This window comes from Allobosea sp. GW821-FHT10B12, assembly GCF_059415545.1.
Map to the genome: position 1 here is coordinate 390,686 of NZ_JBWKNL010000004.1, position 25,627 is coordinate 416,312.

Annotated in this window: 25 protein-coding genes and 1 riboswitch; of the genes, 16 read left to right on the forward strand and 9 right to left on the reverse strand. The window is 68.0% G+C overall.

Annotated elements, in window-relative coordinates; translation table 11 throughout:
* Positions 1 to 9 precede the first annotated feature (9 nt).
* The 5 genes from AC07O0_RS16495 to AC07O0_RS16515 form a co-directional block, all read right to left on the reverse strand.
* Positions 10 to 765 (reverse strand): SDR family NAD(P)-dependent oxidoreductase, encoded by a 756-nt coding sequence (locus AC07O0_RS16495; RefSeq protein WP_494624766.1) that lies wholly within the window; start codon positions 763 to 765, stop codon positions 10 to 12.
* A complete protein-coding gene (locus tag AC07O0_RS16500) occupies positions 738 to 1,778 on the reverse strand; it encodes a ketopantoate reductase family protein (RefSeq protein WP_494624767.1) in 1,041 nt (346 codons plus the stop codon). Before AC07O0_RS16500 ends, AC07O0_RS16495 begins: the two co-directional genes overlap by 28 nt.
* Positions 1,775 to 2,722, reverse strand: a complete 948-nt coding sequence (locus AC07O0_RS16505; protein ID WP_494624768.1) for an isoaspartyl peptidase/L-asparaginase family protein — start codon at positions 2,720 to 2,722, stop codon at positions 1,775 to 1,777. Before AC07O0_RS16505 ends, AC07O0_RS16500 begins: the two co-directional genes overlap by 4 nt.
* A 175-nt stretch (positions 2,723 to 2,897) precedes the next feature.
* Complete coding sequence (locus tag AC07O0_RS16510) at positions 2,898 to 4,502, reverse strand: ABC transporter substrate-binding protein (protein WP_494624769.1); 1,605 nt, start codon at positions 4,500 to 4,502, stop codon at positions 2,898 to 2,900.
* Positions 4,499 to 5,050 carry a MarR family winged helix-turn-helix transcriptional regulator gene (locus tag AC07O0_RS16515; protein WP_494624770.1) on the reverse strand — a complete coding sequence of 184 codons (552 nt, stop codon included), beginning with the start codon at positions 5,048 to 5,050 and terminating at the stop codon, positions 4,499 to 4,501. Before AC07O0_RS16515 ends, AC07O0_RS16510 begins: the two co-directional genes overlap by 4 nt.
* Positions 5,051 to 5,081: 31 nt before the next feature.
* Between AC07O0_RS16515 and AC07O0_RS16520 the strand changes: the two genes are divergently transcribed.
* The 6 genes from AC07O0_RS16520 to AC07O0_RS16545 all read left to right on the forward strand — a co-directional run bounded on the left by AC07O0_RS16520 (position 5,082) and on the right by AC07O0_RS16545 (position 12,744).
* A complete protein-coding gene (locus AC07O0_RS16520) occupies positions 5,082 to 5,846 on the forward strand; it encodes a creatininase family protein (RefSeq protein WP_494624771.1) in 765 nt (254 codons plus the stop codon).
* 22 nt (positions 5,847 to 5,868) lie between these two features.
* Positions 5,869 to 6,840 (forward strand): ABC transporter permease, encoded by a 972-nt coding sequence (locus tag AC07O0_RS16525; protein WP_494624772.1) that lies wholly within the window; start codon positions 5,869 to 5,871, stop codon positions 6,838 to 6,840.
* A complete protein-coding gene (locus AC07O0_RS16530) occupies positions 6,840 to 7,718 on the forward strand; it encodes an ABC transporter permease (protein ID WP_494624773.1) in 879 nt (292 codons plus the stop codon). Before AC07O0_RS16525 ends, AC07O0_RS16530 begins: the two co-directional genes overlap by 1 nt.
* The gene (locus tag AC07O0_RS16535) at positions 7,715 to 9,436 is read left to right on the forward strand and encodes a dipeptide ABC transporter ATP-binding protein (RefSeq protein ID WP_494624774.1); all 1,722 of its coding nucleotides are present in this window, start codon (positions 7,715 to 7,717) and stop codon (positions 9,434 to 9,436) included. Before AC07O0_RS16530 ends, AC07O0_RS16535 begins: the two co-directional genes overlap by 4 nt.
* 73 nt (positions 9,437 to 9,509) lie before the next feature.
* Positions 9,510 to 10,403, forward strand: a complete 894-nt coding sequence (locus tag AC07O0_RS16540; RefSeq protein WP_494624775.1) for a polysaccharide deacetylase family protein — start codon at positions 9,510 to 9,512, stop codon at positions 10,401 to 10,403.
* A gap of 1,264 nt (positions 10,404 to 11,667) precedes the next feature.
* The gene (locus AC07O0_RS16545; protein ID WP_494624776.1) at positions 11,668 to 12,744 is read left to right on the forward strand and encodes an OmpA family protein; all 1,077 of its coding nucleotides are present in this window, start codon (positions 11,668 to 11,670) and stop codon (positions 12,742 to 12,744) included.
* 52 nt (positions 12,745 to 12,796) lie between these two features.
* Here the strand turns inward: AC07O0_RS16545 and AC07O0_RS16550 are convergent, their stop codons facing one another.
* Positions 12,797 to 13,801 carry a hypothetical protein gene (locus tag AC07O0_RS16550; protein ID WP_494624777.1) on the reverse strand — a complete coding sequence of 335 codons (1,005 nt, stop codon included), beginning with the start codon at positions 13,799 to 13,801 and terminating at the stop codon, positions 12,797 to 12,799.
* Here AC07O0_RS16550 and AC07O0_RS16555 point away from each other — a divergent pair.
* The 9 genes from AC07O0_RS16555 to thiE all read left to right on the forward strand — a co-directional run bounded on the left by AC07O0_RS16555 (position 13,791) and on the right by thiE (position 21,071).
* Positions 13,791 to 14,234, forward strand: a complete 444-nt coding sequence (locus tag AC07O0_RS16555; RefSeq protein WP_494624778.1) for a hypothetical protein — start codon at positions 13,791 to 13,793, stop codon at positions 14,232 to 14,234. The genes AC07O0_RS16550 and AC07O0_RS16555 overlap by 11 nt on opposite strands.
* A 66-nt stretch (positions 14,235 to 14,300) precedes the next feature.
* On the forward strand, positions 14,301 to 14,501 hold the full coding sequence (locus AC07O0_RS16560) for a hypothetical protein (RefSeq protein WP_494624779.1): 201 nt from the start codon (positions 14,301 to 14,303) through the stop codon (positions 14,499 to 14,501).
* 103 nt (positions 14,502 to 14,604) lie between these two features.
* A riboswitch (TPP riboswitch) is annotated at positions 14,605 to 14,709 on the forward strand.
* 78 nt (positions 14,710 to 14,787) lie between these two features.
* A complete protein-coding gene (gene thiC / locus AC07O0_RS16565; RefSeq protein WP_494624780.1) occupies positions 14,788 to 16,665 on the forward strand; it encodes a phosphomethylpyrimidine synthase ThiC in 1,878 nt (625 codons plus the stop codon).
* 5 nt (positions 16,666 to 16,670) lie between these two features.
* Positions 16,671 to 17,657, forward strand: a complete 987-nt coding sequence (gene thiO, locus AC07O0_RS16570) for a glycine oxidase ThiO (RefSeq protein ID WP_494624781.1) — start codon at positions 16,671 to 16,673, stop codon at positions 17,655 to 17,657.
* Entirely contained in the window at positions 17,641 to 17,838 is a 198-nt protein-coding gene (gene thiS, locus AC07O0_RS16575) for a sulfur carrier protein ThiS (protein WP_494624782.1), read from the forward strand. Before thiO ends, thiS begins: the two co-directional genes overlap by 17 nt.
* Before the next feature lie 4 nt (positions 17,839 to 17,842).
* A complete protein-coding gene (locus AC07O0_RS16580; RefSeq protein ID WP_494624783.1) occupies positions 17,843 to 18,613 on the forward strand; it encodes a thiazole synthase in 771 nt (256 codons plus the stop codon).
* Positions 18,614 to 18,626: 13 nt separating this feature from the next.
* Positions 18,627 to 19,598 (forward strand): HesA/MoeB/ThiF family protein, encoded by a 972-nt coding sequence (locus AC07O0_RS16585; RefSeq protein ID WP_494624784.1) that lies wholly within the window; start codon positions 18,627 to 18,629, stop codon positions 19,596 to 19,598.
* Positions 19,599 to 19,638: 40 nt separating this feature from the next.
* The gene (locus AC07O0_RS16590; RefSeq protein WP_494624785.1) at positions 19,639 to 20,406 is read left to right on the forward strand and encodes a hydroxyethylthiazole kinase; all 768 of its coding nucleotides are present in this window, start codon (positions 19,639 to 19,641) and stop codon (positions 20,404 to 20,406) included.
* Positions 20,403 to 21,071 carry a thiamine phosphate synthase gene (gene thiE, locus AC07O0_RS16595; RefSeq protein ID WP_494624786.1) on the forward strand — a complete coding sequence of 223 codons (669 nt, stop codon included), beginning with the start codon at positions 20,403 to 20,405 and terminating at the stop codon, positions 21,069 to 21,071. The genes AC07O0_RS16590 and thiE overlap by 4 nt, the downstream gene beginning before the upstream one ends.
* Here thiE and AC07O0_RS16600 read toward each other — a convergent pair whose 3' ends face one another.
* Positions 21,072 to 22,778 carry a hypothetical protein gene (locus tag AC07O0_RS16600; RefSeq protein ID WP_494624787.1) on the reverse strand — a complete coding sequence of 569 codons (1,707 nt, stop codon included), beginning with the start codon at positions 22,776 to 22,778 and terminating at the stop codon, positions 21,072 to 21,074. It abuts the gene before it with no gap.
* 210 nt (positions 22,779 to 22,988) lie between these two features.
* On the opposite strand from AC07O0_RS16600, the gene tolA reads away from it, so the two are divergent.
* Complete coding sequence (gene tolA / locus AC07O0_RS16605) at positions 22,989 to 23,300, forward strand: cell envelope integrity protein TolA (protein WP_494624788.1); 312 nt, start codon at positions 22,989 to 22,991, stop codon at positions 23,298 to 23,300.
* 6 nt (positions 23,301 to 23,306) lie between these two features.
* Here tolA and AC07O0_RS16610 read toward each other — a convergent pair whose 3' ends face one another.
* Together AC07O0_RS16610 and AC07O0_RS16615 are read right to left on the reverse strand one after the other, a co-directional pair.
* Positions 23,307 to 24,329 carry a proline racemase family protein gene (locus tag AC07O0_RS16610; protein WP_494624789.1) on the reverse strand — a complete coding sequence of 341 codons (1,023 nt, stop codon included), beginning with the start codon at positions 24,327 to 24,329 and terminating at the stop codon, positions 23,307 to 23,309.
* Positions 24,326 to 25,504, reverse strand: a complete 1,179-nt coding sequence (locus AC07O0_RS16615; RefSeq protein WP_494624790.1) for a fumarylacetoacetate hydrolase family protein — start codon at positions 25,502 to 25,504, stop codon at positions 24,326 to 24,328. The genes AC07O0_RS16610 and AC07O0_RS16615 overlap by 4 nt, the downstream gene beginning before the upstream one ends.
* Positions 25,505 to 25,627: the final 123 nt, after the last annotated feature.

The following is a 25,627-nucleotide window of genomic DNA, read 5'->3' on the forward strand; positions in this document are numbered from 1 at the left end:
TGTGCATAGTCAGGAGCGACCACCATCGACCGAAAGGATCTGTCCGGTCACCCAACCCGCCTGCTCGGAGAGGAAGAACAGGCTGGCATGGGCGATGTCCTCGGCCGTGCCGAGCCGGCGAGTGTGGATGCCCTCGATCAATCGCTTCTGGCCGTCCGGGCCATAGGATTCCCATTGCCGCTCGGTCGCCGGGTTGGAGCGGACGAAGCCGGGCGCGACCGAATTCACGGTGATGCCATCAGGCCCGAACTCCCAGGCGAGCTGCCTGGTCAGGCCGACCAGCGCATGCTTGGCGCTGGCATAGGCCTGGATGCCGGTCAGGCTCGGCCGCAGGCCGGCGCCCGAGGAGATGTTGACGATGCGGCCATACCCGGCCCGCTTCATCGCCGGCGCGGTCGCCTGCGACAGGAAGAAGGCGGCGTCGACATTGGCGGCGAAGACGGCACGCCAGTCGCTCTCCGAGATCTCCTCGATCGGCCGGCCGACCTGGCCGCGCACGCCGCCGGCGGCATTGACCAGGAGGTCGAGCCGGCCTTCGGCGGCGAGGATCGCGTCGACCAGCTCCTTCGCGGCCTCCGGACTGCCGAGATCGGCGACATGAGCCTTCGCGCCGAGTGCTTCCGCGCTGGCGGCGACGCCGTCGGCATCGAGATCGGCGACATGGACCTTCGCACCAGCCTGCGCCAGCGCCGCAGCGATGGCGCGGCCGATGCCCTGGGCGGCGCCGGTGACGAGGGCTACGCGGTCGTCGAAGCGGATCTGCATTGGTCGATCAGAACCTTCAGCGTGTCCAGGGACATCGGGCGGCGGCCCTCCTCGATGTCCTGGATCAGGGATACCAGTAGCTCCAACGCCGGCGTGGCGACGCCGACCTCGCGGCCGAGCGCGGAGATGATGCCGATCTGCGGCCCGCCTTCCGTCTTGCGCTTGCGCACGGCGAGGTCGCGCCAGATGCCGGAATGGGTCTTGGCCGTCCTCGAGGTGTAGTCGGTGAGCCAGGCGATCGTCTCGATCTGCGGACCTTCCGGTGCGCCCGGCGCGAACACGCTGGGGTCGAACTCGCCGAAGCCGAGCGAGGTGACGCCGCGCGCCGCCGCGACCGCGCCGACCTCGCGCCCGAGCGTGAGCCAGACCGGCAGCCGCTTCGGATCGGCGAAGTTCGCCGACATCGAGTCGTTGGTGAGGGCGGTGCCGAACAGCATCGCGCCATAGGCGAGCTTGCCCCAGAGATAGCCGTAGATGTTGTCGGTCAGGATCGCGTCCGGCTCGAAGATCGCGAGCAGCCGGTGCATCTCGCGCACCCGCTCGCTCATCGCGCCGTCGAGCTCGCCGACGACCACGGCGCCGCGATTACCGTAGAGGATCTCGCCCGGCCCGTGCCAGTCGGCGCCGAAATTGACGAAGCAGCCCATGCTCCGCGCTGCGCCGACCGCCTTGGCGATAACGATCTCGTTGAGCCCGTTCTGGGCCGAGAGCACGAAGCCATCGGCGGCAAGATGCGGCTTCAAGGCGGCGAGCGCGGCTTCGGTGGCGCCGGCTTTCACCGCCAGCACGATGCGCGAATAAGTGCCGGTCAGCTCATCCGGCGTCACCGCCGGCACGACCTGCCGGAACTCCTCGACCGGCCCGGTGATCGATAGCCCCGATGTCCGGCAGGCCTCGACATGCTCAGGCACGATGTCGACCAGCAGCACCGGCACCCCGGCCCTTGCCCAATAGGCGCCGAGCGTGCCGCCGATCGCGCCGGCGCCCCAGATCAGGATGGGCCCACTGCTCATGCCTGCCCCATCACTTCGACGTCGGCATGGGTTCCGACATGGACCAGCCCGTCCGACGTCACCCAGCCCCGATACATGCCCTCGGAGTTGTAAGGCGCGACGATCGCGCCATCGGCCCCGACGGCGACGAGGCCGGCCCCGATCTTGTGCTGGGTCAACTCGGCGATGGCGCGGTCGGATGCGTCCTTCAACGAGAGGCCGGCATAGCCGATCAGCGACGCGATCTCATGGCCGATGCAGTAGCGGATGAAGAACTCGCCCTTGCCGGTGCCCGACACCGCGCAGCGCCCATCGCGGGCATAGGTGCCAGCGCCGATGATCGGGGAATCGCCGACGCGGCCCGGTGGCTTGTTGGTGTAGCCGCCGGTCGAGGTCGCGGCGGCGAGATGGCCGTCGGCATCGAGCGCGACCGCGCCGACCGTGCCGTGCTTCTCGGCTTCGCTCGCTTCTCCGGCTGTGCCGACGAGCTCGCGGATTTTCATCGAGGCGAGGTTCTTGCGCCGCCGCTCCGTCGAGAAATACTCGTTCTCGACCATGTCGAGACCCTCGGTCTGGGCGAAGGCGTCGCCGGCCGGGCCGGTCAGCAGCAGCGGGTCGCCGCGATGCATCAGCGCCTTGGCGGCGCTGACCGGGTTGCGGATGCGCTTGACCGCGCAGAGCGCGCCGGCGGCCAGCGTCGAGCCGTCCATGATCGAGGCGTCGAGCTCGTGCTCGCCATCGGCATTGAAGGCGGCGCCATGGCCGGCGTTGAAATGGACGGAATCCTCCATCACCAGCACGGCGGCCTCGACCGCGTCGACCGCGCTGCCGCCCTTGGCGAGGATCGCCCAGCCGGCCCGCAGCGACTTGGCGAGATGGGCCTTGGCCTCGGCCCATTCGGCGTCGGTCATTTCGGCCTTGGGCAAGGTGCCGCAGCCGCCATGGATGGCGAGGGCGATGGTCATGTTGGGTTATCCTCGACATGAATCCTTCCCCCCTCGGGGGAGAAGGTGTCTGCGAAGCAGACGGATGAGGGCAGTGCGGCTGGGTGAACAAGGTCCGGCCTGCGCTGTGCGGCCGGCCCTCATCCGTCAGCGCTTCGCGCTGCCACCTTCTCCCCCGTGGGGAGAAGGAAGAGCCTTACTTCGCCGGCTTGATGTCCATCGCGAGGGTATCTTCATCGACGCGCGGGCGGATCGTCACCTTGGCCTTCTGCATCGCCCAGGCCGAGCCGACCGCGACGATCGGCAGGCGGGGCCGGTCCTTGGCGACGATGGCGTTGGCTTGCGCCAAGAGGTCGTTGCGCTTGGCTTCGTTCATCTCGATGGCGGCGTCCTCGATCAGCTTGTCGAGATCGGCGTTCTTGTAATTGAGCACGTTGAAGGCGCCGAGCTTCTTGGCCGGGTCGTTCGAGTGCACGACCGAGGAGAGCGTGTAGTTCGCTTCGCCCGTCAGCGTGCCCCAACCCGACATCGACATCGAGAACTCGCCGCGCAGGCGCGCCGGGAAGAAGACGGCGCCGGGCTGGGCATTGGCGTTCACCTCGATGCCAATGCGCGCCAGCATCTGCGCGATCGAGGTGCCGACCTGGCGGTCGCCCGGCAGACGGTCATTGGTGAAGGAGAAGCCGATCTTGAAGCCGTTCGGGTAGCCGGCTTCCTCCATCAGCTTCTTGGCCTTGGCGAGGTCGGGCTTCAGTGGCGGCAGGCTCTTGTTGTAGCCGGCGATATCCGGCGTCACCAGCTGGTTGACCGGAGCGCCGAGCCCTTCCATCGCGACCTCGGCCAGCGCCGGCCGGTCGATGGCGAGGTCGATCGCCTCGCGCACCTTGGCGTCCTGCAGCGGGTTCTTGGCTAAGGCCGAGCCGTCCTTGGCGCTGACCTGCGGGGACTTGTCCCGCATGTCGAGCTCCATGTTGAAGACATAGACCGTGTCGATCGTGGCGACCGTGAGCTTGGCGTCGCGCTTCAGCGTCGGCACGTCGGAGGCCGGGGCGCGCACGATGATGTCGACCTGGCCGGCCTTGAGCTGCGCGACGCGGGCGGCGTCGTTCGGCAATTCCTTGCGCAGCACGCGCTGCCACGGCTCCTTCTCGCCCCAGTAGCCGTCGAAGCGCTCGAGCACGAGCTGGTCCTTCGGCGTCCAGGACACGAACTTGTAGGGGCCGGTGCCGATCGCCGCTTTGCCGGTGTTGAAGGCGTCGTTGGCACTGTCCTTGGTCAGCCCGGCCGCCGCCTTGTGCGAGACGATGAACAGCCGGATGAAATCGTTCGGCAGGTTCGGCGCCGGCCCGTCGGTCACGATGTGGACGGTGAGCGGATCGACGATCTTCACCTCCTTGACGCGCCGGACATAGATCGTCGTCGGGTTCGGCCCGGCGACGACCGGGATGCGCTCGATCGAGAACTTGACGTCCTCGGCGGTGAAGTCGGAGCCGTCATGGAACTTGACCCCCGGGCGCAGCTTGAACTCCCAGACGGAGGGCTCGATCGCCTTCCAGCTCGTGGCGAGGCGCGGCTCGATCTGCAGCTTGTCGCCCGACCAGGTCAGGGTGTCGAAGACATGCTTCAGCGCTTCGGCATGGGTGCCGGTCGCGGTGAAGTGCGGGTCGATCGATTCAGGCCCGGCCCGCACGCCGATGGTCAGCGTCTGCGCCGAGACTGCGCCGGAGAGCGGCAGTCCGATCAGCGCGGCGAGGGCGGCGGTCCGCCAGAGCGGGGACCGGTGCGACAGCGGCTTGGTCATGATTTGGTCCCTTCAGGTTCGAGATCGGCAGGCCAGCTCGGGGAGGCGATCACCATCTTGTCCATCAGCTCGCAGAGCTGCCGCTGCTCGGCCTCGGTCAGTACCGAGAGCATCGCGGTCTGCTGTCCCACCATCATCGGCATGGTTTCGTCGAAGATGGCGCGCCCGGCGGGCGTCAGCGCCAGCACATAGCTGCGCAGGTCCTCCGGATCGGTCTCGCGCTTGAGCAGGCGCCGCTGCAGCAGCTTCTGGATTGCGCGCGAGAGCGTGTTCTTCGGCAGGCCTGAGGAGGAGACGATGTTCTTGGCTGCGACGCCGCCCTTGAGTCCGACGGCATAAAGCGCGACGAATTCCGGCCGCACCAGCCCGTAGCGGGTCTCGATCCAGCGATAGACCGGGTCGTTGAAGCGGAAGGCGATGAAATTGAGCCGGAACGATAGCCAGCAGGGATTGTCCCAGAGCTTGGTGACGGTGAGCGGATCGAGCTCGCGCAGCGCCGCTTCGCGCTCCCGATCGAGCTTGGACAAGGAAGTCGGGGCGCGTGCCATCTCGGACATCCAATTTAGTTCCATATGGAACTTGACGGTCGCTGATGCGACTGTCAAGGATGACGCGGTTTCGCCGAAACGCAAGGATCAGACCGTGCTCGTCGCCCGGATGAACTGGATGCAGATCGAGGAACAGGCGAAGCGCGACGATCGCTGCGTGCTGCCGCTCGGCTGCGTCGAACAGCACGCCTATCTGAGCCTCGCCACCGACGCGATCCTGTCCGAGCGTGTCGCGGCCGAGGCCGCCGAGCCGCTCGGCATCCCGGTCTTCCCGGTGCTGGCCTATGGCATGACACCCGGCTTCACCGCCTATCCCGGCACGATCTCGCTCAGAATGACCACTTATATCGCGCTGATCGAGGACCTGCTCGAAGGCGTCTACCGCTCCGGTTTCCGCCGCATCGTGCTGGTCAACGGTCATGGCGGCAACGCGCCGGTGATGACGGCGGTGACCGAATGGATGGGCAAGCGCCCCGACGCCAGCGTCAAGATGCACAATTGGTGGGCGGGGACGCGCTTCCAGAAGGCGGTCAGGGCAGTCGACATGGCCGCTTCGCACGCCTCCTGGATGGAGAATTTCCCCTGGACCCGGCTCGAGGGCGTGACCTTGCCGGATGCGGTGAAGCCGCCCTTCGATACCGCGCTCTACCAGGCCGCCAACCCGCAGCGGAAGCGCGAGATCCTCGGCGATGGTAACTTCCACGGCCGCTACCAGCGACCGGACGAGGAAATGCTGGCACTCTGGGCCGTCGGCGTCGAGGAGACACGGGCGGTGATGGTCGAGAGCTGGCCGTGAGGTCAGCAATGGGACGGCACCGATGCTGACCCATGTCATCGAGCGCATCCTGCAGGCGCTCGCCGTCATGCTCGTCATGTCGGCGCTGGTCTTCGTCGGCGTCTACGCCATCGGCAACCCGATCGATGTGCTGATCGGCCCCGATGTCAGCCAGGACATCAGGCTCGACACCATCGCCCGCTACGGCCTGGATAAGCCGCTCTGGGAGCAGTATTTCACCTTCCTCGGCCGCGTCCTGCACGGCGATTTCGGTCGCTCCTTTGTCTTCGGCATGCCGGTGCTCCAGCTCATCCTGTCGCGCCTGCCGGCGACGCTGGAGTTGACGCTCGCGGCGGTGTTCGGCGCGGCGCTGATCGGCATCCCCGCCGGCATCTATGCCGGCTACCGGCCGGATAGCCAGCTGTCCAAGCTGATCATGGCGCTGTCCATTCTCGGCTTCTCGGTGCCGACCTTCTGGATCGGCCTCGTCCTGATCATGACCTTCGCCGTCGAGCTGCAATGGCTGCCAGCCGGCGGGCGCGGCGAGACCGCCGCGCTCTTCGGTGTTCAGTGGAGCTTTCTGACGCTGAACGGTCTCTCGCATCTGTTCTTACCGGCGCTCAACCTCGCCTTCTTCAAGCTCGCCCTGATGACGCGACTGGCGCGGGCCGGCACGCGCGAGATCATGCTGACCGATACGGTGAAGTTCGCCCGCGCCGCCGGCATCTCGGAAGGCGTCATCCTGCGCCGGCACGTGCTGCGTTTGATCTCAATCCCGCTCGTCACCGTCTTCGGGCTCGAATTCGCCTCGACCCTCGCCTTCGCGGTGGTGACCGAGACGATCTTCTCCTGGCCCGGCATCGGCAAGCTGATCATCGACTCCATCCAGTCGCTCGACCGGCCGGTGATGGTCGCCTATCTGATGCTGGTCGCCTTCGTCTTCATCATGATCAACTTCCTGGTCGATCTGACCTATTTCGCGCTCGATCCGCGCTTGCGGAAGGGACGGGCGTGATGCGGACGGAAACGCCGATCGCCCGCTTCTGGAGCGAGTTCAAGGAGAGCCGCGTCTCGGTCGCGGCGCTCGTCGTCGTCGCCCTGATGATCGGCGTAGCCCTGCTCGCACCGCTGCTCGCGCCGCAGAACCCTTACGACCTCGCCAATCTCGTCCTTTCGGATGCGCGCCGCCCGCCTGGTTATGTCGGCTCCAGCGGCTATACCCATTGGCTCGGCACTGATGCTCAGGGCCGGGATTTGCTTTCGGCCATCCTCTACGGCCTGCGCATCTCCCTGCAGATGGGGCTGGTCGCCGGCGCGATCGCCTTCAGCATCGGCGTGACGCTCGGCGTTTCCGCTGCCTATCTCGGCGGACGGCGCGAGGCCTTCATCATGCGGGTCATCGACCTCCAGCTCGCCTTCCCGGCGATCCTGCTCGCGCTGGTGATCTCGGCGCTGCTCGGCCAAGGCAAGGCGCAGCTGATCGCCGCGCTGGTCGCGGCGCAATACGCCTATTTCGCCCGCACCGCCCATGGCGCGGCCTCGGCCGAGCGCGGCAAGGACTATGTCGAGGCGGCGCTCTCGACGCCGCTCCCGGCGCGTCAGGTGATCTGGCGCCACATCCTGCCGAACTGCCTGCCGCCCTTGATCGTGGTCGCGACCGTGCAGGTCGCCAATGCGATCGCGCTCGAGGCGACACTGTCCTTCCTCGGCGTCGGTCTACCGGTGACCGAGCCCTCGCTTGGCTCGCTGATTGCCAATGGCTTCCAGTACATGCTCTCCGGCCGCTACTGGATCTCGATCTATCCCGGCCTCGCCCTGATCCTGCTGATTGTTGCGATCAACCTGGTCGGCGACCAGATCCGCGACCAGGTCAACCCGAGGCTGAAGCGATGAGCGACGGCGCGGCCGCGGCGCCGCTTCTGGAGGTCCAAGACCTGACCACGCAATTCTTCACCCGGGCCGGTGTGGTCAAGGCGGTCGACGGCGTCTCCTTCTCGCTTCGGCGCGGCGAGGTGATGGGGCTCGTCGGCGAATCCGGTTCGGGCAAGAGCGTCACCGGCTTCTCGATCATCGGCCTGATCGATCCACCTGGCCGCGTCGCCGGCGGCTCGGTCAAGCTCGATGGCCGCGAGCTCGTCGGGCTGCCTCCGGACGAATTGCGAAAGCTGCGCGGCCGCGTCGTCTCGATGGTCTTCCAGGACCCGCTGATGACGCTGAATCCAGTCTTGACCATCGGTGAGCAGATCAGGCTGGCGCTGGAAGCGCACCAGAAGGTTTCCGCTGCCGAGGCGCGCCAGCGCGCCATTGCCGGCCTTGTCCAGGTCCGGATCCCGCGCCCGGAGGCGACGGTCGACTTTTATCCGCACCAGCTCTCCGGCGGCATGCGCCAGCGCGTCGCCATCGCGATCGCGCTGCTGCACCATCCCAAGCTGATCATCTGCGACGAGCCGACGACGGCACTCGACGTCTCGATCCAGGCCGAGATCCTGGCCGAGATGAAGGAGCTCGTCACCGAGCTCGGCACGGCGCTGATCTGGATCAGCCATGATCTCGCCACCGTCGCCTCGATCGCCCAGCACGTCGCGGTGATGCGGCTCGGCAAGATCGTCGAGGCCGGCCCGACGCTCGAAGTGCTGACGCGCCCGCAGCACGCCTATACCCGCGCTCTGCTCGACGCGCTGCCCTCGCGCGCCAGGCCCGGTGAATTCCTGCTGCGGGGCGGCGGCGTTCCCGATGCCGCCCCGCCCGCCCGCCAGCCGGCGGCAGCGGTCGCCGCGCCGGTGCCCGGCGCGGCCTATTTCGTCGCCGACCGCGTCAGCAAGCGCTTCGAGTCGCGGCCCGGCGCGCTGCGCGGACTAGGCCAGAAACTTGGTCTCGTGCAGCCGCTTCCCGCCGTGATGGCCGTCGACGAGGTCAGCCTGACCGTGCCGCACGGCGAGGCGCTCGGGCTGGTCGGCGAGTCCGGCTCGGGCAAGTCGACGCTCGGGCGCATGGCCGCCGGCATCTACGCGCCGTCTTCCGGTACCGTCCGCTTCGAGGGTTGGCCGGTGATGAGCGAGGGGCAGGAGCCGCGCAAGCTCACCACCCGCATCCAGACCATCTTCCAGGACCCGTTCGCCTCGCTCAATCCACGCATGCGCATCGGCGACGGCATTGCCGAGGGGCCGCTCGCCCATGGGCTCGTCGGCAAGGCCGGCGCTCGCGACTATGTCCGCGACTGGCTTGCCGCGGTCGGGCTCGATCCGGCCTTCGCCGAGCGCTATCCGCATCAGTTCTCCGGCGGCCAGCGCCAGCGCGTCGCGATCGCCCGCGCACTCGCCATGCAGCCCGACCTCGTCGTCTGCGACGAGCCGGTCGCCTCGCTCGACGTCTCGATCCAGGCGCAGATCATCAACCTTTTGATGCGCCTGCGGGCCGAGCTCGGCCTGACCCTGATCTTCATCTCGCACGATCTTTCGGTCGTCCGACATCTCTGCGACCGGGTCGCGGTGATGTATCGCGGCCGCATTGTCGAGGAAGGGCCGGCGGGCGAGGTCTATGACAACCCGCAGCATGACTACACCAGGCGGCTGCTCGCGGCCGTGCCAGTGCTGCCCGTAGCGGCGGCCTGAGCATAGATCATCGTGATCGCATCGGACCGAAAAGTGGAATCCACTTTCGGTCCGATGCCAGAGGAGGAACGCCATGACCGAACTGAAACCCTGGCAATGGCCGGAGGAGACCTGGCGCGGCAAGGTCGAGCAGGTCCGCGCCGGCCGCAACCTCAAGCCAAAGGTCTGGCCGGGCGGGGCACGCTGCGCCGTCGCGCTCTCCTTCGACGTCGACCACGAGACCAATGAATTGCGCGATGGCGGCAAGTCGGTCGGCCGGCTCTCTTGGGGCCAGTACGGCAACCGCGCCGGCATGCCGCGCATCCTCTCCATGCTGGCGCGCGAGGAGATCAAGGCGAGCTTCTTCGTGCCGGCGGTGACCGCGCTGCTCTATCCCGACGAGCAGCGCCGCGTGATTGCAGAAGGTCACGAGATCGGCCTGCATGGCTGGATCCATGAGGTCAACACAGCGGTGCCGCCCGAGGCGGAGCGGGAGCTGCATCTGCGCTCGGCCGATACACTGGAGAAGGTCACCGGCGTCAGGCCGGTCGGCATGCGCACGCCGTCCTGGGACTTTTCCGAGGTGACGCTCGCCGTCGAGCGCGAGCTCGGCCTGATCTATGATTCATCGCTTTTCGCCGATGACGACCCCTATGAGCTGATCGAGAAGGGCGAGCCGACCGGCATGGTCGAATTGCCGGTCGAGTGGATCCGCGACGATGCGGTCTATTTCAACATGAACCGCTTCCAGGCGCTGCGGCCCTATACGGCGCCCGAGGCGGTGTTCGACATCTTCAAGCGCGAATTCGACGGCGCATACGCCGAAGGCGGGCTCTTCCTGCTGACCATGCACCCGCATGTCATCACCTATCGCTCGCGCTTCTGGATCCTCGAGGAGCTGGTGCGCCACGCCAAGGCCAAGGGCGATGTCTGGTTCGCGACGCATGCTGAGATCGCGGCCTATGTGAAGGAGCAGGCGGGGCTCTGAGCTCTGTGTGAAATCGGGTCGGTCGTGGAACCGTGCCCGATTTCGGCCGTTTTCGGTTCATTCGGAATTCAGGGCGCGGGGGCGTTCATCTCCGGAAGAACAACTGGAAACGGATGTCATGATGCGCACTAAGAACCTGCTCCTGCTCGGCACCCTCATCCCCGCCATCACACTGTCGCAGGGCAGTTTCGCCGCTCCATCGCTCCAACTCGCCCAGGCCCAGTCGGGCGATGACGACCGGCAGGACCCGCGCCGCCCGCGCGGTTCCGGCGGGCAGGAGCGCCCCGATCGAGGCGGTCAGGAACGTCCTGGTGCCCGTCCTGCACCGGGCCAGCCGCCGGCGGCCCGCCCCGCTGCGCCATCGGCGCCGGAACGTCCGGCAGCCGCGCCGCCTTCCGCTCCCCGTTCGCCTGCGGTCGCGCCTCCCCCCACCTCGCCTGCCGGCCGGGCCGCACCGGCCGAGACCGAGCAGCCGCGTCGCCCCACGCCGCCCGCAGGCGCTGCACCGGGCCAGGTCGCTCCATCTGCCCCGCAAGGCGCGCCGCGTGCCCCCTCGGCGGCCCCGGCCGCACCGCAGCGGCCGGCTGCCGGCCAGATCGCGCCGCAGCCTTCGCCTGCCCGTCCGGGTGCTCCGGCAGCCCAGCCCAACGCTTCTGGAGCACCATCGGGAGACGCGCCCCAGCGCCGCCCAGCGCCCGCGCAGACTGCGCCAGGCCAGCCGCCCGCGGCAGCACCGTCGTCGCCGGCAGTGCCCGCTCGCCCCGCGCCGGGTCAGGCTGCCCCCGGCGGCAACGCTCAGCCCCAACCCGGCCAACCTTCGGCCGCGCCGCCGGCCGGCCGCGCGCCTGGGGCTCTGTCGCAGCCCGGAACGGCTCCATCGCAGCCGGCGCCCTCTCAGCAGGCCCCTGGCCTGAATCGCCAGCCCGGCCAGGCGGCCCCGAGCCAGCCTGCGCCGACCCAGCCATCTGCCGCGCCGCCCGCTGGTCGCGCGCCAGGAGCTCTGTCGCAGCCCGGCAGCGCGCCGGCACCGACAGCTCCATCCCAGCAGCCCTCGGGCCTGAGCCGTCAGCCCGGGCAGACCGCTCCGGGTCAAGCGGCACCTGCGCAGCCGGCGCCCGGTCAAGGTGGGCTCGGCGGCACTGGTCAGCCGACTACCGGCCAGCCTGCCCCGGCTCCGAACGCCGGCCGTACGCCGGGCGCTCTATCGCAGCCCGGAACCGCGCCGACGCAATCTGCGCCAGCTCCCGGCCAGCAGCCTGGAGCCTTGTCGCAACCGGGCGCTGCGCCCGGCCAGGTGCAGCCGGTCCAACCCGGCATCCCCGGTCAGGCCGGCCAGCCCGTGCCCGATCGGCAAGGTCGCCGCGGTGGCATCGGGCTTGGCGGCGCCGCCGCGATCGGTCTCGGCGCCGCCGCGATTGGCGGCATCATGGCGACGCAGGGCGCGAGCCGGCTCGATGACATCCGCAGCAGGCGTGAGGAGCGTCGCGAGGGCGATGTCACCATCATCCGCGAGCCCGGCCGCACCATCATTCGCGGCGACGATGATCGGGCCGTTATCCGCTATGACGAGACGCAGCGCTTCCGCGATCTCGGCCTCGATACCCGCAGCGAGCGTCGGGGCGAGGAGACGGTGACGGTCTACAATCGTCCCGATGGCACGCAGATCGTCACGGTGACCGACGCCGAAGGCCGGCTGATCCGCCGCTCGCGGCGCGAGCGCGACGGCGGCGAATTCGTCATCATCGACAATGTCCGCCGCGACGGGCCGCAGGCCCGCTTCGCCGAGGAGGTGGTCGAGTTGCCGCCGCCGCCGCTGCGCATCCCGCGCGAGCGCTATATCGTCGATGCCGAGCGCGCCGACGAGCGACTGATCTACGAGACGATCACCGCTCCGCCGGTCGCGCCGGTGCCACGCCGCTACACGCTCGACGAAGTCCGCTACTCGCCCGATCTGCGCGCCCATATGCGCAGCGTCGACATCGACACGATCAACTTCGATTCCGGCTCCTGGACGGTCACGCCCGACCAGGCCGGGCGCCTGCAGGTCATCGCGCAGGCGGTGCGCCAGGCGGTCGAGCGCGCACCGAACGAGGTCTTCATGGTCGAGGGCCATACCGACGCGGTCGGCGCCGACGTCGACAACCTGTCGCTGTCGGACCGGCGGGCGCAGTCGGTCGCCGAGATCCTGACCCGCGATTTCGGCATTCCCGCCGAGAACCTGACGACGCAGGGCTATGGCGAGCAGTATCCCAAGGTCCAGACGCAGGGCGACTCGCGCGAGAACCGGCGCGTGACCCTGCGCCGGATCACGCCGCTGCTCACCGGCCAGAACCAGCAGTAAGACAAGACCAACGCAGTTTGCGAGGCGGCGCTCGGCGCCGCCTCGTCTCGTTTCAGCCGTTTTCGATCCAGGCGCGCAGAGGCGCCACGGCCGAGCGCTTGCGGCCGACGGTGAAGTTGGAGGCGCCGAGATCGAAGCGGATTCCCAGCTCTCGCTCAGCCTGTTTCAGCCAGCGCGGGAAGGCCTGGAGGTTGCCGGTGCCGAGCGGCGTGATCCCGGCATCATTCCGAAGCATCGTGCCGTTCCGTTCGTCGAAGCGGCTATGGTTGTCGCGGTCGCTGATATGGAGCGACCAGTCGAATTCGGGCATTGGGCGCAGCGACAGCCCGAGCAGGTAGCCGTAGCCCGAGCCGCATGCCTCTGGCACCGAGATCCCGATCACCCAGTCGTCGCCAGCGAGGCCGAGACCAAGCGCCTTCGCCAGGCCCATGCTTTCGCTCTTGGCGCGGCGTGCGCGCTCGGCTTGTGACAGGCGTTCGATCAGGGCGATGAATTCCGGCTCGGCCGGCTGAGTCAGAGGCAAGGCGGCTTCGGCATGGCCGAGCAGAATGGCATGGTGTTCGTCCTGCCGCGGCAGATTCAGCCTGCCGTCGAGGAAATCCTGCAGCAGCGCGACGCGGGCGCCCGGTGTCAGCAGCACGATCAGCACCATGCCCCAGAAGTCGAGCTGGGTGACCCAATAGCCGTCGTCGCGCTTCACGTGCCGATAGCCAAGATGGCGCAGCGTCGCGAGCAAGCGCTCGCCCTCACCGGCAAAGGCGACGAAGTTCCTGGCCTTGGCGCGCTGCCCGGGCAGGTTGGTGAACTTGCCGACATAGGCCAGCAGCTTGAGGCGTTGCTTCAGCGCGGAGGTATCCACCGTCGGCCCGCCGGCCACCGGCCCGTTCTCGTCGAAACCGAAGAGCCAGAGCAGGGGCAGCCCATTCTTCAGCGGCAGAAATCCGCGGTAGGCGTGTTGCAGCGCCGCGAACTCGGCTTGCGGCACGGTGGCGAGAGCATTCCCCTGGAGGTTGATGAACTGCCGCAGCAATGTGGCGGCCGAGTCCTTGTCGGTCATCGTGGTCCTGCCGGCACGTCGCTCTATTTGCGGCGACTATTACAACGGCGCGAAGTGCGGACAATCCCACTGCCACGCTGGAACCGGCGTCGCCCGCGCGGGTTGTTCCATCAGGCCGGTCATGGCTGCCGGCCCGACTGGAGGGGGTGTCATGCACGTGCGTCGCTGGTTCCTCGTCGGATTGATTTTCGTAGGCATTGTCGCAGCTGAGGCCGTTGCCGCTCAGTCGCCTTCACCGCAGCGTCAGCGGGCGCCTGGCGTGCCAATGGCGCCGAATGCGGGCGAGGTGCAGAAGCTCGAACCGCGCTCCGATCGTGTCGAGGCGCGGCGCGAGCGTGAGCAGCTGGCGCGCGATCGCTCCGCGCCGCCGGAGCCGAACCGCGAGATTCCGATGCCGAAGCCGGTGCCGTCGATCATCGCGCCTGCTCGATAGCGGTTGCGGCTTTAGGTTTAGATTCAGGTAACGATCGCTACCTATGGTGACGGCGAGGAGCCTGCCATGAGTGAGATGTCGGTCGTGATCGCCCAGAGCCTGATGAGCATGAAGTCGGCTGCGACGCAGCAGGCCATGCAGCTCGAAATGGTCAAGCAGAACGCCGATTCCGACCAGGCTCTCGTCGCCATGCTCCAGCAGGCCACTGAGCAGCAGCAGGCAATGCTACCCGCCGGCCAGGGCGGCAATCTCGACATCACGGCCTGATTCTCCCTCTCCATCGCGTGCAATGCCTATGGCGCATGCCAGTGCAGCGTGAAGCCGTGCTCCTTTGCCAGTTGCGCTGAGATCAGGACGGTTCTAACCTCCACCTCGTTCCGAGGGGTGCTCGATAAGAGCTGAGATGGCCTGACGGCCGAACCCATCGAACCTGATCCGGGTCATACCGGCGGAGGGACTGGAACGCGGCTGCGCCACAAATGCATCCGCAGACAGCGACTGGACCGTCAGACGCCCCGGATCTCCTGGACCTGCAAGGGAGGAGATCCTTACGATGAACGCCCACACCAAACCGCAGAAGAACAGCGTCAAGGCCGCGCCGCAAAGCGTGACGACCGGCCCGATCATCGGCTCGCGCAAGATCTATGTCGCCGCACCCGAGCATCCCGGGATGCGCGTGCCCTTCCGCGAGGTCGTGCTGACCACCGACGCCGAGCCGCCGGTCCGCATCTACGATCCGTCCGGCCCCTATACCGAGACCGATGCGAAGATCGATCTCAATGCCGGCCTGGTGCAGCCGCGCCGCGCTTGGCTCGACGCCCGCGGCTTCGAGACGGTCGCGGGACGTGCCGTCACTGCCGCCGACAACGGCAATATCTCGGCCGAGCAGCTGGTGCCGGCTTGTCCGGCCCAGCGCCCGATCCTCGAGGCCAGGTCCGGCCAGATGGCGACGCAGTACGAGTTCGCCAAAGCCGGCGTCATCACGCCCGAGATGATCTACGTCGCCCACCGCGAGAATCTCGGCCGCGCCGCCATGCTGGATGGCGCCCGCGAGCGTCATGCCGATGGCGAAAGCTTCGGCGCCTCGGTTCCCGAATTCGTCACGCCGGAGTTCGTCCGCGACGAGATCGCCCGCGGGCGCGCCATCATCCCCGCAAACATCAACCATCCCGAGCTCGAGCCGATGGCGATCGGCCGCAATTTCCTGGTCAAGATCAACGCCAATATCGGCAATTCGGCCGTGACCTCCGGCGCCGCCGAGGAGGTCGAGAAGCTGGTCTGGGCGATCCGCTGGGGCGCCGACACGGTCATGGACCTCTCGACCGGCCGCAACATCCACAACATCCGCTCCTGGATCCTGCGCAACTCGCCGGTCCCGATCGGCACGGTGCCGATCTACCAGGCGCTGGAGAAGGTCGGCGGCGATCCGATCAAGCTCGACTGGGAGGTGTTCAAGGACACGCTGATCGAGCAGGCCGAGCAGGGCGTCGACTATTTCACCATCCATGCCGGCGTCAGGCTGCCTTATGTCCCGCTGACGGCCTCCCGGGTCACCGGCATCGTCTCGCGCGGCGGCTCGATCATGGCGCGCTGGTGCCTGGCGCATCACAAGGAGAGCTTCCTCTACGAGCGCTTCGACGAGATCTGCGAGATCATGCGGCGCTACGACGTCTCGTTCTCGCTCGGCGACGGCCTGCGTCCGGGCTCGATCGCCGACGCCAACGACCGCGCCCAGTTCGCCGAGCTGGAGACGCTGGGCGAGCTCACCAAGGTCGCCTGGGACAAGGGCTGCCAGGTGATGATCGAGGGCCCCGGCCATGTGCCGATGCACAAGATCAAGGAGAACATGGACAAGCAGCTGCGCGAATGCGGCGAAGCCCCGTTCTACACATTGGGACCGCTGACCACCGACATCGCGCCCGGCTATGACCACATCACCTCCGGCATCGGGGCTGCGATGATCGGCTGGTTCGGCTGCGCCATGCTCTGCTACGTCACGCCGAAGGAGCATCTCGGTCTGCCCGATCGCGACGACGTCAAGACCGGCGTCATCACCTATCGGATCGCCGCCCATGCCGCCGATCTCGCCAAGGGCCACCCGGCGGCGAAGCTGCGCGACGACGCACTCTCCCGCGCCCGCTTCGACTTCCGCTGGGAGGACCAGTTCAACCTGGCGCTCGATCCCGATACGGCCCGCGCCTTCCATGACGAGACCTTGCCGAAGGATGCCCACAAGGTCGCACATTTCTGCTCGATGTGCGGCCCCAAGTTCTGCTCGATGAAGATCACCCAGGACCTGCGTGCCGAGGTACAGGCGATGGGCGACAATGAGCGGGCGGCGCTTGAAGCCATGGCCTCGCAGGGCATGGCGGAAAAATCGGAGGAGTTCCTGAAGAAGGGCGGCAACCTCTATCTGCCGGCGGCGGAGTAGGGGTCATGCGCGTCGCTGTGATCGGGGCCGGCGTCGCCGGCCTCGTGACGGCGCTCGAGCTGGCCGAGCGGGGCATCGCGGTCGACGTGTTCGAACGCGGTGCAGCCCTCGGCGAGCAGGCCTGCTCCTGGGCCGCCGGCGGCATGCTGGCGCCCTGGTGCGAGCGCGAGAGCGCCGAAGAGGCTGTCGTCACTCTCGGCCAACAGGCGCTCGACTGGTGGTCGCGCCATTATCCCGGGACGCTCGCCCACGGCACGCTGGTGCTTGCCCCAGCCCGTGATGCCGGCGAGCTGACGCGTTTCGCGGCGCGAACGGCCGGATTCGACCGGCTCGACGCTGATGAGGTCGCCGCTCTGGAGCCTGATCTTGCCGGTCGCTTCCGGCAGGGCCTGTTCTTCGCGCAGGAGGCTCATCTGGACCCCCGCCTCGCCATGGCGGCGCTCGCTGAAGCGCTGCAGGCGGCCGGCGTACCGATCCACTACGGCGTCGAGGCTGACGAGACGGCTGTCGATGCCGATCGGATCGTCGATTGCCGGGGCCTGTCTGCCCGCGACCAGATCGGTACTTTGCGGGGCGTGCGTGGCGAGATGCTGGTGCTGCGCACCGACGAGATCAGGCTGAGCCGCCCGGTCCGGCTGCTGCATCCGCGCATTCCGCTCTATGTCGTGCCGCGCTCCGACGGGCATTTCATGATCGGCGCGACGATGATTGAGAGCGATGATCGTAGCCAGGTCAGCGCCCGCTCGACGATCGAGCTGCTCAGCGCCGCCTATGCGCTGCATCCCGCTTTCGGTGAGGCCGAGATCGTCGAATTGCGCGCCGATGTCCGCCCGGCCTTTCCCGACAATCTGCCGGAGATCGTGGAGGACGGCCGGGTGCTGCGCTTCAACGGCCTGTTCCGCCACGGCTTCCTGCTCTCGCCGGCTTTGGCCGGGCAGGTGGCCGATCGTCTTCTCGTATCCAGGGAGTTGTCCGATGCGCATCATCGTTAACGGCGACACGCGTGAAGTCGCCGCCCCCGTTCTGGCCGAGGCGCTGGCCGAGCTCGGTTATGCCGGCGCGGTCGTCGCCACGGCCGTGAACGAGGCCTTCGTGCCCGCTGGGGCGCGGACGCAGACAGTCCTCGCCGACGGCGACCGGCTCGAGATTCTCGCGCCGATGCAGGGAGGCTGAAACGATGGATTTCTACGGCTTCGCCCCGCGCTCGCGCCTCTTCCTCGGCACGGCGCAATACCCCTCGCCAGCCGTGCTGCAAAAGTCGGTCGAGGCGGCCGGTGTCGACGTCGTCACCGTCTCGCTGCGCCGCGAGGCCGGCCGGCTCGGCGGCGGCCAGGACTTCTGGGCGCTGATCCGCGGTCTTGGCGTCAGGGTGCTGCCGAACACGGCCGGCTGCCACTCGGTCAAGGAAGCGGTGACGACGGCGCAGATGGCGCGCGAGGTCTTCGGCACGCCCTGGATCAAGCTCGAAGTGATCGGCGAGGCCGACACGCTCCAGCCCGATGTCTTCGGCCTGGTCGAGGCGGCGCGCATTCTCTGTGCCGAGGGCTTCGAGGTCTTCCCCTACATGACCGAGGACCTCGTCGTGGCCGAACGGCTGGTCGAGGCCGGCTGCCGGGTGCTGATGCCCTGGGGTGCGCCGATCGGCACCGGCAAGGGCTTGAACAATCCTTATGGCCTGCGCGCGCTGCGGGCACATTTTCCCGATATTCCGCTGGTCGTCGACGCCGGCATTGGCCTGCCCTCGCATGCCGCCGCGGCGATGGAGCTCGGCTATGACGCGGTGCTGCTCAATACCGCCGTGGCCAAGGCCGGCGATCCCGCCTCGATGGCAGCGGCCTTCGCCCGCGCCGTCGAGGCCGGACGTCTCGCCTTCGAAGCCGGGCCGATGGAGCCGCGCGACATGGCCGCGCCCTCGACCCCGGTGCTCGGCCGGGCTCTGCTGGGCTGACAAGGAGGGAGCAATGACCGACCGTTACGCCCGCCAGATCGTCATGCCGGAGATCGGCCCCGAGGGACAGGCGCGGCTGGCCCGCACAAGCATCCTCGTCGTCGGGGCGGGAGGGCTCGGCTGTCCGGTGCTGCAATACCTGGTTGGTGCCGGCATCGGTCGGGTCGTCCTGGTCGATCCCGACCGGGTCGAGGAAAGCAATCTGCACCGCCAGCCGCTCTATCGGATGAGCGATGTTGGGCGGCTCAAGGTCGAGGCGGCAGTGGAAGCGCTCGCTGGCTACAATCCTGGCGTGGCGGTCGAGGCGCTGGCGCTCAGGCTAGCGCCCGACAATGCCTCGGAGCTGGTGGCGCGGGCCGATATCGTCGTCGACGCCGCCGACAGTTTCGCCGCGACCTACGTCCTGAGCGATGCCTGCCGTGAGGCTGGCAAACCGTTGATCAGTGCTTCGATCGTCGGCTTGTCGGGCTATGTCGGTGCCTTCTGCGGCGGTGGGCCGAGCTATCGCGCCGTCTTTCCGGAGATGCCGGCGCGCGCCGCCGATTGCGCCACGGCCGGCGTGCTCGGCCCGGCGGTCGCCACCCTCGGCCTGCTGCAGGCGCAGATGGCCCTGCTGCTGGCGCTGGGCCTGGAGCCATCGCCGCTGGGCCGGGTGATCAGCTTCGACGCGCGCCGCCTCGGCTTCGGCGGCTTCTCCTTCGCCGGGGCGCCGGAGCCAGTTGCCGGCTCGTTCCGCTTCATCGCGCCGTCGCAACTTGCTGCCGGCGATATCGTGGTTGAGCTGCGCGGCGTCGAGGAGGCACCAATCCCGGCGGCTTCGGACGCCATCAGGGTATTGGTGGACGAGATCGACCGGCTTTCGCTGGATGAAATCGATGGCCGACGCGTGGTGCTCTGCTGCCGCACGGGTATCAGGGCGGCGCGCGCCGCCGGCAAACTCGCAGCGCGGGGCGCCGGCGATCTGGCCCTGATGGCGCTGGGCTAGATTCTCCCCCATATCCCTTGGTGAGCCCGATGGAGACGAGATGACGAGCGACACCACCGAGATCATGCCGGCGCGGACCTTGCTGCCGCAGGAGGTCGCCGCCGTCCTCGCCCGCGTGGCCAAGATCCGGCCGCGCGTGCAGTGCCTCACCAATACGGTGGCGCAGAACATCACCGCCAACATGCTGCTCGCCTTCGGCGCGATCCCCTCCATGGCGATCCATGTCGACGAGGTCGCGGCGATGGCCGAGGGCGCCGGCGCGATCCTGATCAATATCGGCACGATCAATGCCGAGAGCGAGCTCGCCATTCCCAAGCTGCTGGAGGTGGCGCGCGATCGCGGCAAGCCTGTGGTCTTCGACCCGGTCTTCGTCGAGCTCTCGCCGCTGCGCCGGCATATCGCCGGGCAGGTGCTGCGCCTGCCCGACGTCCTGGTGCGCGGAAACGCCACCGAGATGGCGGCGCTCTCCGCCGATCTGGCTGCGGCAGAGGGCGTCACCCGCGTCACCACCGGCAAGGTCGACCGCATCGAGAACGAGACAGCGAGCTTCGCCGTCGCGCATGGCCACCCGCTGATGACCAGGGTCACCGGCATCGGCTGCGCCGCCGGGGCGCTGATCGCGGCCTGCTGTGCCGTCGAGGCCGACAAGGCGGTCGCGGCGGCAGCGGCCTTGACCGCCTATGGCATTGCCGGCGAAATCGCGGCCGAGCACTGCCGCGGCCCGGGCAGCTTCGAAGTCGAGCTGATCGACGCGGTCGTGGCTATGGATGCGGCGACACTGGCTGCACGAATGGGAACCGGACGATGAGCGTCGACATCACCCTCTACGGCATCGTCGATCCACAGATCGCCAATGGCCGCTCCATGGCCGATATGGCGCGCGCGGCGGTCGAGGGCGGCGCGACGCTGATCCAGCTGCGCGCCAAGACCGAGACGACGCGCGAGATGGTGCGCGAGGCGCGCGCCATCCGCTCGGCCCTGCACGGCACCAATGTGCCGCTCTTGATCAACGATCGCGTCGACGTCGCGCTCGCCTCCGGAGCCGATGGCGTCCATCTCGGCGCCGACGACATGAAGCTGGTCGATGCTCGCCGCCTGCTCGGGCCGCGCGCCATCATCGGCGCGACGCTGAAGCATGAAAGCGAATTGCCCGAGCTCGCCGCGGCGAAGATCGACTATGCCTGCATCGGCGGCGTCTTCCCGACCGCGCACAAGGACAATGCCGACGCCCCGCTCGGGCTGGATGGGCTCGCCGCCCTGCGTCTCGCGGCGGCGCGCGCGCTCGGTGCTCTGCCGATTGGCGCCATTGCCGGCATCACCGCCGGCAATGCGGGCTCGGTCATCACGGCGGGCGCCGACGGCGTTGCCGTGATCGGCGCGCTCTTCGGCGGCGACGATATCCGCGAGGCGGCGCGCGATCTTCGGCTCGCGATCGAGACCGCCTTGTCGCAGCGCGTTGCGGCGAGCGCCTGATCAGGGTTTCAGATACATGTCCCAGCAGGGCGCCAGCGCGATCTTGCTGCGGCCGTCCAGTGTCGGCTCGAAGTGCTTGAAGATCGTGGCGCGAATCGAGGTTGGCGGGCATTTCGGCGCCAGGATCGCGTCGACCTGGTGCAGGCTCTCGATCATCTGCGCTTCGAGCCGCGGAGTGCTCCGCGTCGGATCGATGCCGATGGGGACATGGCGCGGTGGCCTGCGGTCGAGCAGGAGGTTCATGATGTCGACGAAGTCGAGGGTGAAGATGCTGTTGAGCTCGCGCCTGTTGGCATGCTCCCAGGCCTTGATCGCCGCGATGCCTTGCTCGACCTCGAGCAGCCAGATCGCGTGGTGGTCGATCTCGGAGTAGAGCGTGAGCGAAGGCTTCTGTCCGGTCGCGGCGAGATCGGCATAGGCGGGCTGATGTTTGGCATAGTGCTGCAGCATGGTCGGAGCCCGCTCGGCGATCTCGGGTTTGACGCTGACGCGTCCGAGCTTGCCGACATCGTCGACCGCGAGCGGCAGATAGGTCGGCGCGCCCAAGGCAGCGCGGGCGCCGCGCTCGATAAAGCTCACGGCCGAGGGCGCCGCGATGACGCAGATCAGCAGCAGCACCGCTGGCCGCAGCTTGTCGTTGCGCCGACGCCAGTCGAGCAGGAGCACGAGCAGGATCGGCCAGACTCCGATGAATTCGAGGCTTCCGGTATTCTGCGTCTCGAAGAAGGTCAGGGCCAGCAAGGCGATGGCGAGCCAGCCCACTGGCGAGATGGCGAGCTCGCGCAGCCAGGGCAGGGTGCCAGCCGATCTCGCCTGCCAGGACGAATAGGTGAGCAGACCGATCAGGACGAGCGTTGGCCCGATGACCTCGAACTTGAACGAGGCCACGGTGAGGAAACGCGGCAGCAGTGCCCCTGTATTGAGCTTGAGCAGGATCAGGATGTCGTCGACATAGGCCAGGGTCAGTCCACCACTTGCCAGATCGATGAAAGCGAGGGCTCCGATCGTTGCGACGGCGGCAAGGCAGGCGTCGCGCAGGCGCATCTGCCCGGCGAGGATGGCGTAGCCGATCAGCATCGCTCCGGTGACCGCACCGGTGACTTTGACCAGGAAGAGCGTCAGCATCAGCGCCGCGACGAGCCAGATCGTCAGCGCGCGCTCGCGCACGAACATCAGCACGGCGATCAGGGTGTAGAGCAGCAGCGCGACGTGCCGGTTGTAATGGCCGTAGCCGTCGAAGCCCGGTAGCGGGTAGACCTCGTGCAGGTTGATCGGCAGCGAGGCGAAGAGCAGGAAGGGCAGCAGCAGCGCCAGTGCCTGTCCTTGCGAGCGCTGCGCGATATGGAAGACGAGGATCGCCAGCAGAGGCAGTGCGATCGGCAGCAGCGCCCAGTTCGCGGTCAGTAGCGGGTGCGCGTCCGGAAACAGCCGGTCGAGGCCGGAGACGAGATAATAGCCGAGCGGGCCGACCGGCGTGAAGAAGTCGATGTTCGGAACCTGACCGTCGCGGATGCGCTGGACCGCGTCGAAATAGACCGCCGTGTCCCAGTAATACGGTCCCAGCGGCAGGCGCAGCGGCAGCAGCAGGCCGGCGAGAACGAAGGCGAGGAAGGCAGCGATCCAGATCGACGGAGCAGCCCAGGGACGCGCGGAGACGAACTCCTTCGCGTCTGCTGCGGCGATCGGCCGGTCCGGGCTCGCGTCCATGGTTCGTTCCCGCGTCACGCACCGCGAAGTAGCAGAAGAATCTTACCGGGCCCCTTCCCGACAAGATGAAAAGGGGGTTTACCTCGACTGAGCCGCCCGTTCTCGAATGGCTGCGAGGTCATCCTGATGGCAAGACAGCCGGCGCGCCGACTGCCGCCCGCCGCCGGGCTCCTAGGTTCGGCATTGGTGTTGTTCGTAGCGGCTCCCGCCGTGGCCGAGGATCGTGCCTTCGCCGACGCCGTTCGCTATGTGCATGACAAGGTCGTCTCGTGCTGGAACGTTGCCCCCGGCGCAGCGCCGGCGGGCACGATCGTGCGCATCCGTTTTGAGCTTGATCGCGCCGGCGCAGTGGTCGGCGAGCCAGTCGTGCTCGATCAACCCCTGGAAACAGGTGCTGCGCGACTGGCCGAGAGCGCGCGGCGCGCCATCATCCGCTGCGCTCCCTATGACGGGCTGAAGCGGCACGGCGCCCTCTATCGGCGCTGGCGTGAAATCGTCCTGAATTTTCGACAGCCCGAATAAGCCGGCTCAGATGCCTGCGATCTCGGCGAAGCGCTTCGGCAGGGAAAAGCCGTGGCCGAGCGGATCGTCTGCTTCGATGACGAAGCTGCCCTCGCCGGAAAGATGACCGCGTCCGCCAACCTCGACCGTGACCGCGCCGGCCGCGGGGAAGTCGACCGGGCCGATCACCGTCCCGGTGAAGGTGCCGCCGGTGATGCTGCGGATCCTGCGGCTCCGGCCGATCGGGATCAGCCCCCTGGCATGGTCGCGCGCCATCCGGGCGGTGACGCCCGAGCCGGTCGGCGAGCGGTCGATCTGGCGCTCGGCGAAGACGCAGAGATTGAAGCTGTCCTCACCCGGTGCAGCCTCGTCGGTGACGATCGTGCCATAGAGGAAGCCGAGATCGGGCTCGGTCGGATGCGTGATCCTGCGGCTCGCGCGGACCTGGTCGGTCAGCGCGCCTGCTGCCGCGACGATCTCCTCGACCGGCGTCTGCATCAGGTCGAGCCCGAAGCGCGAGGCCGGCAGGATGCAGTAATAGGCGCCGCCATAGGCGATGTCGGTGATGACATCGCCGTAGCCGGGTACTGTGATTACGAGATCACGTGCCTCGACGAAGGCCGGCACGCTCTCGAAGCTGACGTCGCCGACCTTGCCGCCTTCGACCTTGCAGGCGAGGCGCACCAGCCCGCAGGGCGCCTCGATGGCGAAGCGGGTGACCGGCGTGGTCGCCTCAACCAGCCCCTGCTCGATCGCATAGCGGCCGAGCGCGATGGTCGCGTGGCCGCACATGGTCGAATAGCCCTCATTGTGCGTGAACAGCACGCCGAAGGCTGCCTCGGGATGGCTCGCCGCGACCGGGATGACGCCGTACATGCCGTCATGCCCGCGCGGCTCCAGCATCATCGCGCGGCGTAGGTTGTCATGCTGCTCGCGGGCCTGCCGGCGCTTGTCGAGGATGCCGGCGCCGGTGAGCTGCGGGTAGCCCGACGTGACGATGCGCACCGGCTCGCCGCAGGTGTGGTAGTCGATGTAGGAGAGCCGCGTCACAGCAGTCCGCGCTTGGCGAGATTGCGCATCAGATGCGAGGCGCCGAAGCGCCAGGGCTCGCATTCGTCGGTGCGGCGCATGCGGTTGACCAGCGCGCCGAGCTCGGGCGCCGCGATGGTGACGACGTCGCCGTATTTATGGGTGAAGCCGCCGCCCGGCGCGTCGCGATCCTTGATCGGCGCGAACATGGTGCCGAGATAGAGCACCGCCCCGTCCGGGTATTGATGGTTGGGGCCGAGCATTTGCGCCGCGAGATCGGCCGGGTCGCGGCTGATCATGGCGATCGAGGACGAGCCCTCCAGCGTGAAGCCATCCTCGCCCTCGACGGTGAGGCTCACCGTCGTCCTGCGGACATGGTCGAGCGAGAAGTCGCCGTCGAAGAAGCGGATGAACGGGCCGATCGCCGCTGCCGCGTTGTTGTCCTTGGCCTTGCCGAGCAGCAGGGCCGAGCGGCCCTCGAAGTCGCGCAGGTTGACGTCGTTGCCGAGGCTGGCGCCGACGATCCGCCCGTCCGAGGCGACGATGATCACGATCTCCGGCTCGGGATTGTTCCAGCTCGAACCCGGATGCAGGCCGGCATCCGCGCCGGTGCCGACCGCCGACATCGGCGGCGCCTTGGTGAAGATCTCGGCGTCCGGCCCGATCCCGACCTCGAGATACTGGCTCCAGCTGTTCTGGGCGATCAGCACCTCCTTCAGCTTCATCGCCTCGGGCGAGCCAGGCTTCAGCTTGGAGAGGTCGTCGCCGATGAGCTTGCCGATCTCGGTGCGGATCGCGGCCGCGGCCGCCGGGTTGCCGCGGGCCTTCTCCTCGATGACGCGTTCCAGCATCGAGACGGCGAAGGTGACGCCGGCGGCCTTGACCGCCTGCAGGTCGACCGGGGCGAGCAGCCAGGGCTTGCCGTCGTTGCGGTCTGCGGCCGAGCTGTTGGCGAGGAGGTCGGCGAGCGAGCCCAGGCTCTCGCCGGTCGCGGCTCGCAGCGCTGTCGCCGGGTCGGCGGTCTCGCAGAGGTCGCGCATGGTCTGGAAGGTCGCGGTGACGTCGATGACCTCGTTGCCTTCGAGCTTGATCACTGACGGCCCAGCGAGATCCGGCCGCCAGACGCGGCCGGCCAGCGCGGCGCGGTCGGCATCGGCCGGCAAGGTGTTGGCGGGCGTGAGCGAGAGCGAGGCCATGGCTGATCCAGCTTGTGTGCAGTGTACAGGAAGGGTGGCAAGAACAGCCGCTTCCGCAGGAAATCGCAAGTGCGCGGATGCGCGTCCACAGCGGGGCGGAAATGTCATCGTTTTGTCATTGAA

Excerpts from the sequence above, each read along its gene's own strand:
- AC07O0_RS16500 (WP_494624767.1), bottom strand. The coding sequence starts at position 1,778 with ATGAGCAGTGGGCCCATCCTGATCTGGGGCGCCGGCGCGATCGGCGGC.
- thiC (WP_494624780.1), top strand. The coding sequence starts at position 14,788 with ATGAACGCCCACACCAAACCGCAGAAGAACAGCGTCAAGGCCGCGCCG.
- AC07O0_RS16510 (WP_494624769.1), bottom strand. The coding sequence starts at position 4,502 with ATGACCAAGCCGCTGTCGCACCGGTCCCCGCTCTGGCGGACCGCCGCC.
- AC07O0_RS16580 (WP_494624783.1), top strand. The coding sequence starts at position 17,843 with ATGGATTTCTACGGCTTCGCCCCGCGCTCGCGCCTCTTCCTCGGCACG.
- AC07O0_RS16550 (WP_494624777.1), bottom strand. The coding sequence starts at position 13,801 with ATGACCGACAAGGACTCGGCCGCCACATTGCTGCGGCAGTTCATCAAC.
- AC07O0_RS16515 (WP_494624770.1), bottom strand. The coding sequence starts at position 5,050 with ATGGCACGCGCCCCGACTTCCTTGTCCAAGCTCGATCGGGAGCGCGAA.
- thiO (WP_494624781.1), top strand. The coding sequence starts at position 16,671 with ATGCGCGTCGCTGTGATCGGGGCCGGCGTCGCCGGCCTCGTGACGGCG.
- AC07O0_RS16540 (WP_494624775.1), top strand. The coding sequence starts at position 9,510 with ATGACCGAACTGAAACCCTGGCAATGGCCGGAGGAGACCTGGCGCGGC.
- AC07O0_RS16495 (WP_494624766.1), bottom strand. The coding sequence starts at position 765 with ATGCAGATCCGCTTCGACGACCGCGTAGCCCTCGTCACCGGCGCCGCC.
- AC07O0_RS16530 (WP_494624773.1), top strand. The coding sequence starts at position 6,840 with ATGCGGACGGAAACGCCGATCGCCCGCTTCTGGAGCGAGTTCAAGGAG.
- AC07O0_RS16535 (WP_494624774.1), top strand. The coding sequence starts at position 7,715 with ATGAGCGACGGCGCGGCCGCGGCGCCGCTTCTGGAGGTCCAAGACCTG.
- AC07O0_RS16525 (WP_494624772.1), top strand. The coding sequence starts at position 5,869 with ATGCTGACCCATGTCATCGAGCGCATCCTGCAGGCGCTCGCCGTCATG.
- AC07O0_RS16615 (WP_494624790.1), bottom strand. The coding sequence starts at position 25,504 with ATGGCCTCGCTCTCGCTCACGCCCGCCAACACCTTGCCGGCCGATGCC.
- AC07O0_RS16600 (WP_494624787.1), bottom strand. The coding sequence starts at position 22,778 with ATGGACGCGAGCCCGGACCGGCCGATCGCCGCAGCAGACGCGAAGGAG.
- thiE (WP_494624786.1), top strand. The coding sequence starts at position 20,403 with ATGAGCGTCGACATCACCCTCTACGGCATCGTCGATCCACAGATCGCC.
- AC07O0_RS16505 (WP_494624768.1), bottom strand. The coding sequence starts at position 2,722 with ATGACCATCGCCCTCGCCATCCATGGCGGCTGCGGCACCTTGCCCAAG.
- AC07O0_RS16560 (WP_494624779.1), top strand. The coding sequence starts at position 14,301 with ATGAGTGAGATGTCGGTCGTGATCGCCCAGAGCCTGATGAGCATGAAG.
- thiS (WP_494624782.1), top strand. The coding sequence starts at position 17,641 with ATGCGCATCATCGTTAACGGCGACACGCGTGAAGTCGCCGCCCCCGTT.
- AC07O0_RS16585 (WP_494624784.1), top strand. The coding sequence starts at position 18,627 with ATGACCGACCGTTACGCCCGCCAGATCGTCATGCCGGAGATCGGCCCC.
- AC07O0_RS16590 (WP_494624785.1), top strand. The coding sequence starts at position 19,639 with ATGACGAGCGACACCACCGAGATCATGCCGGCGCGGACCTTGCTGCCG.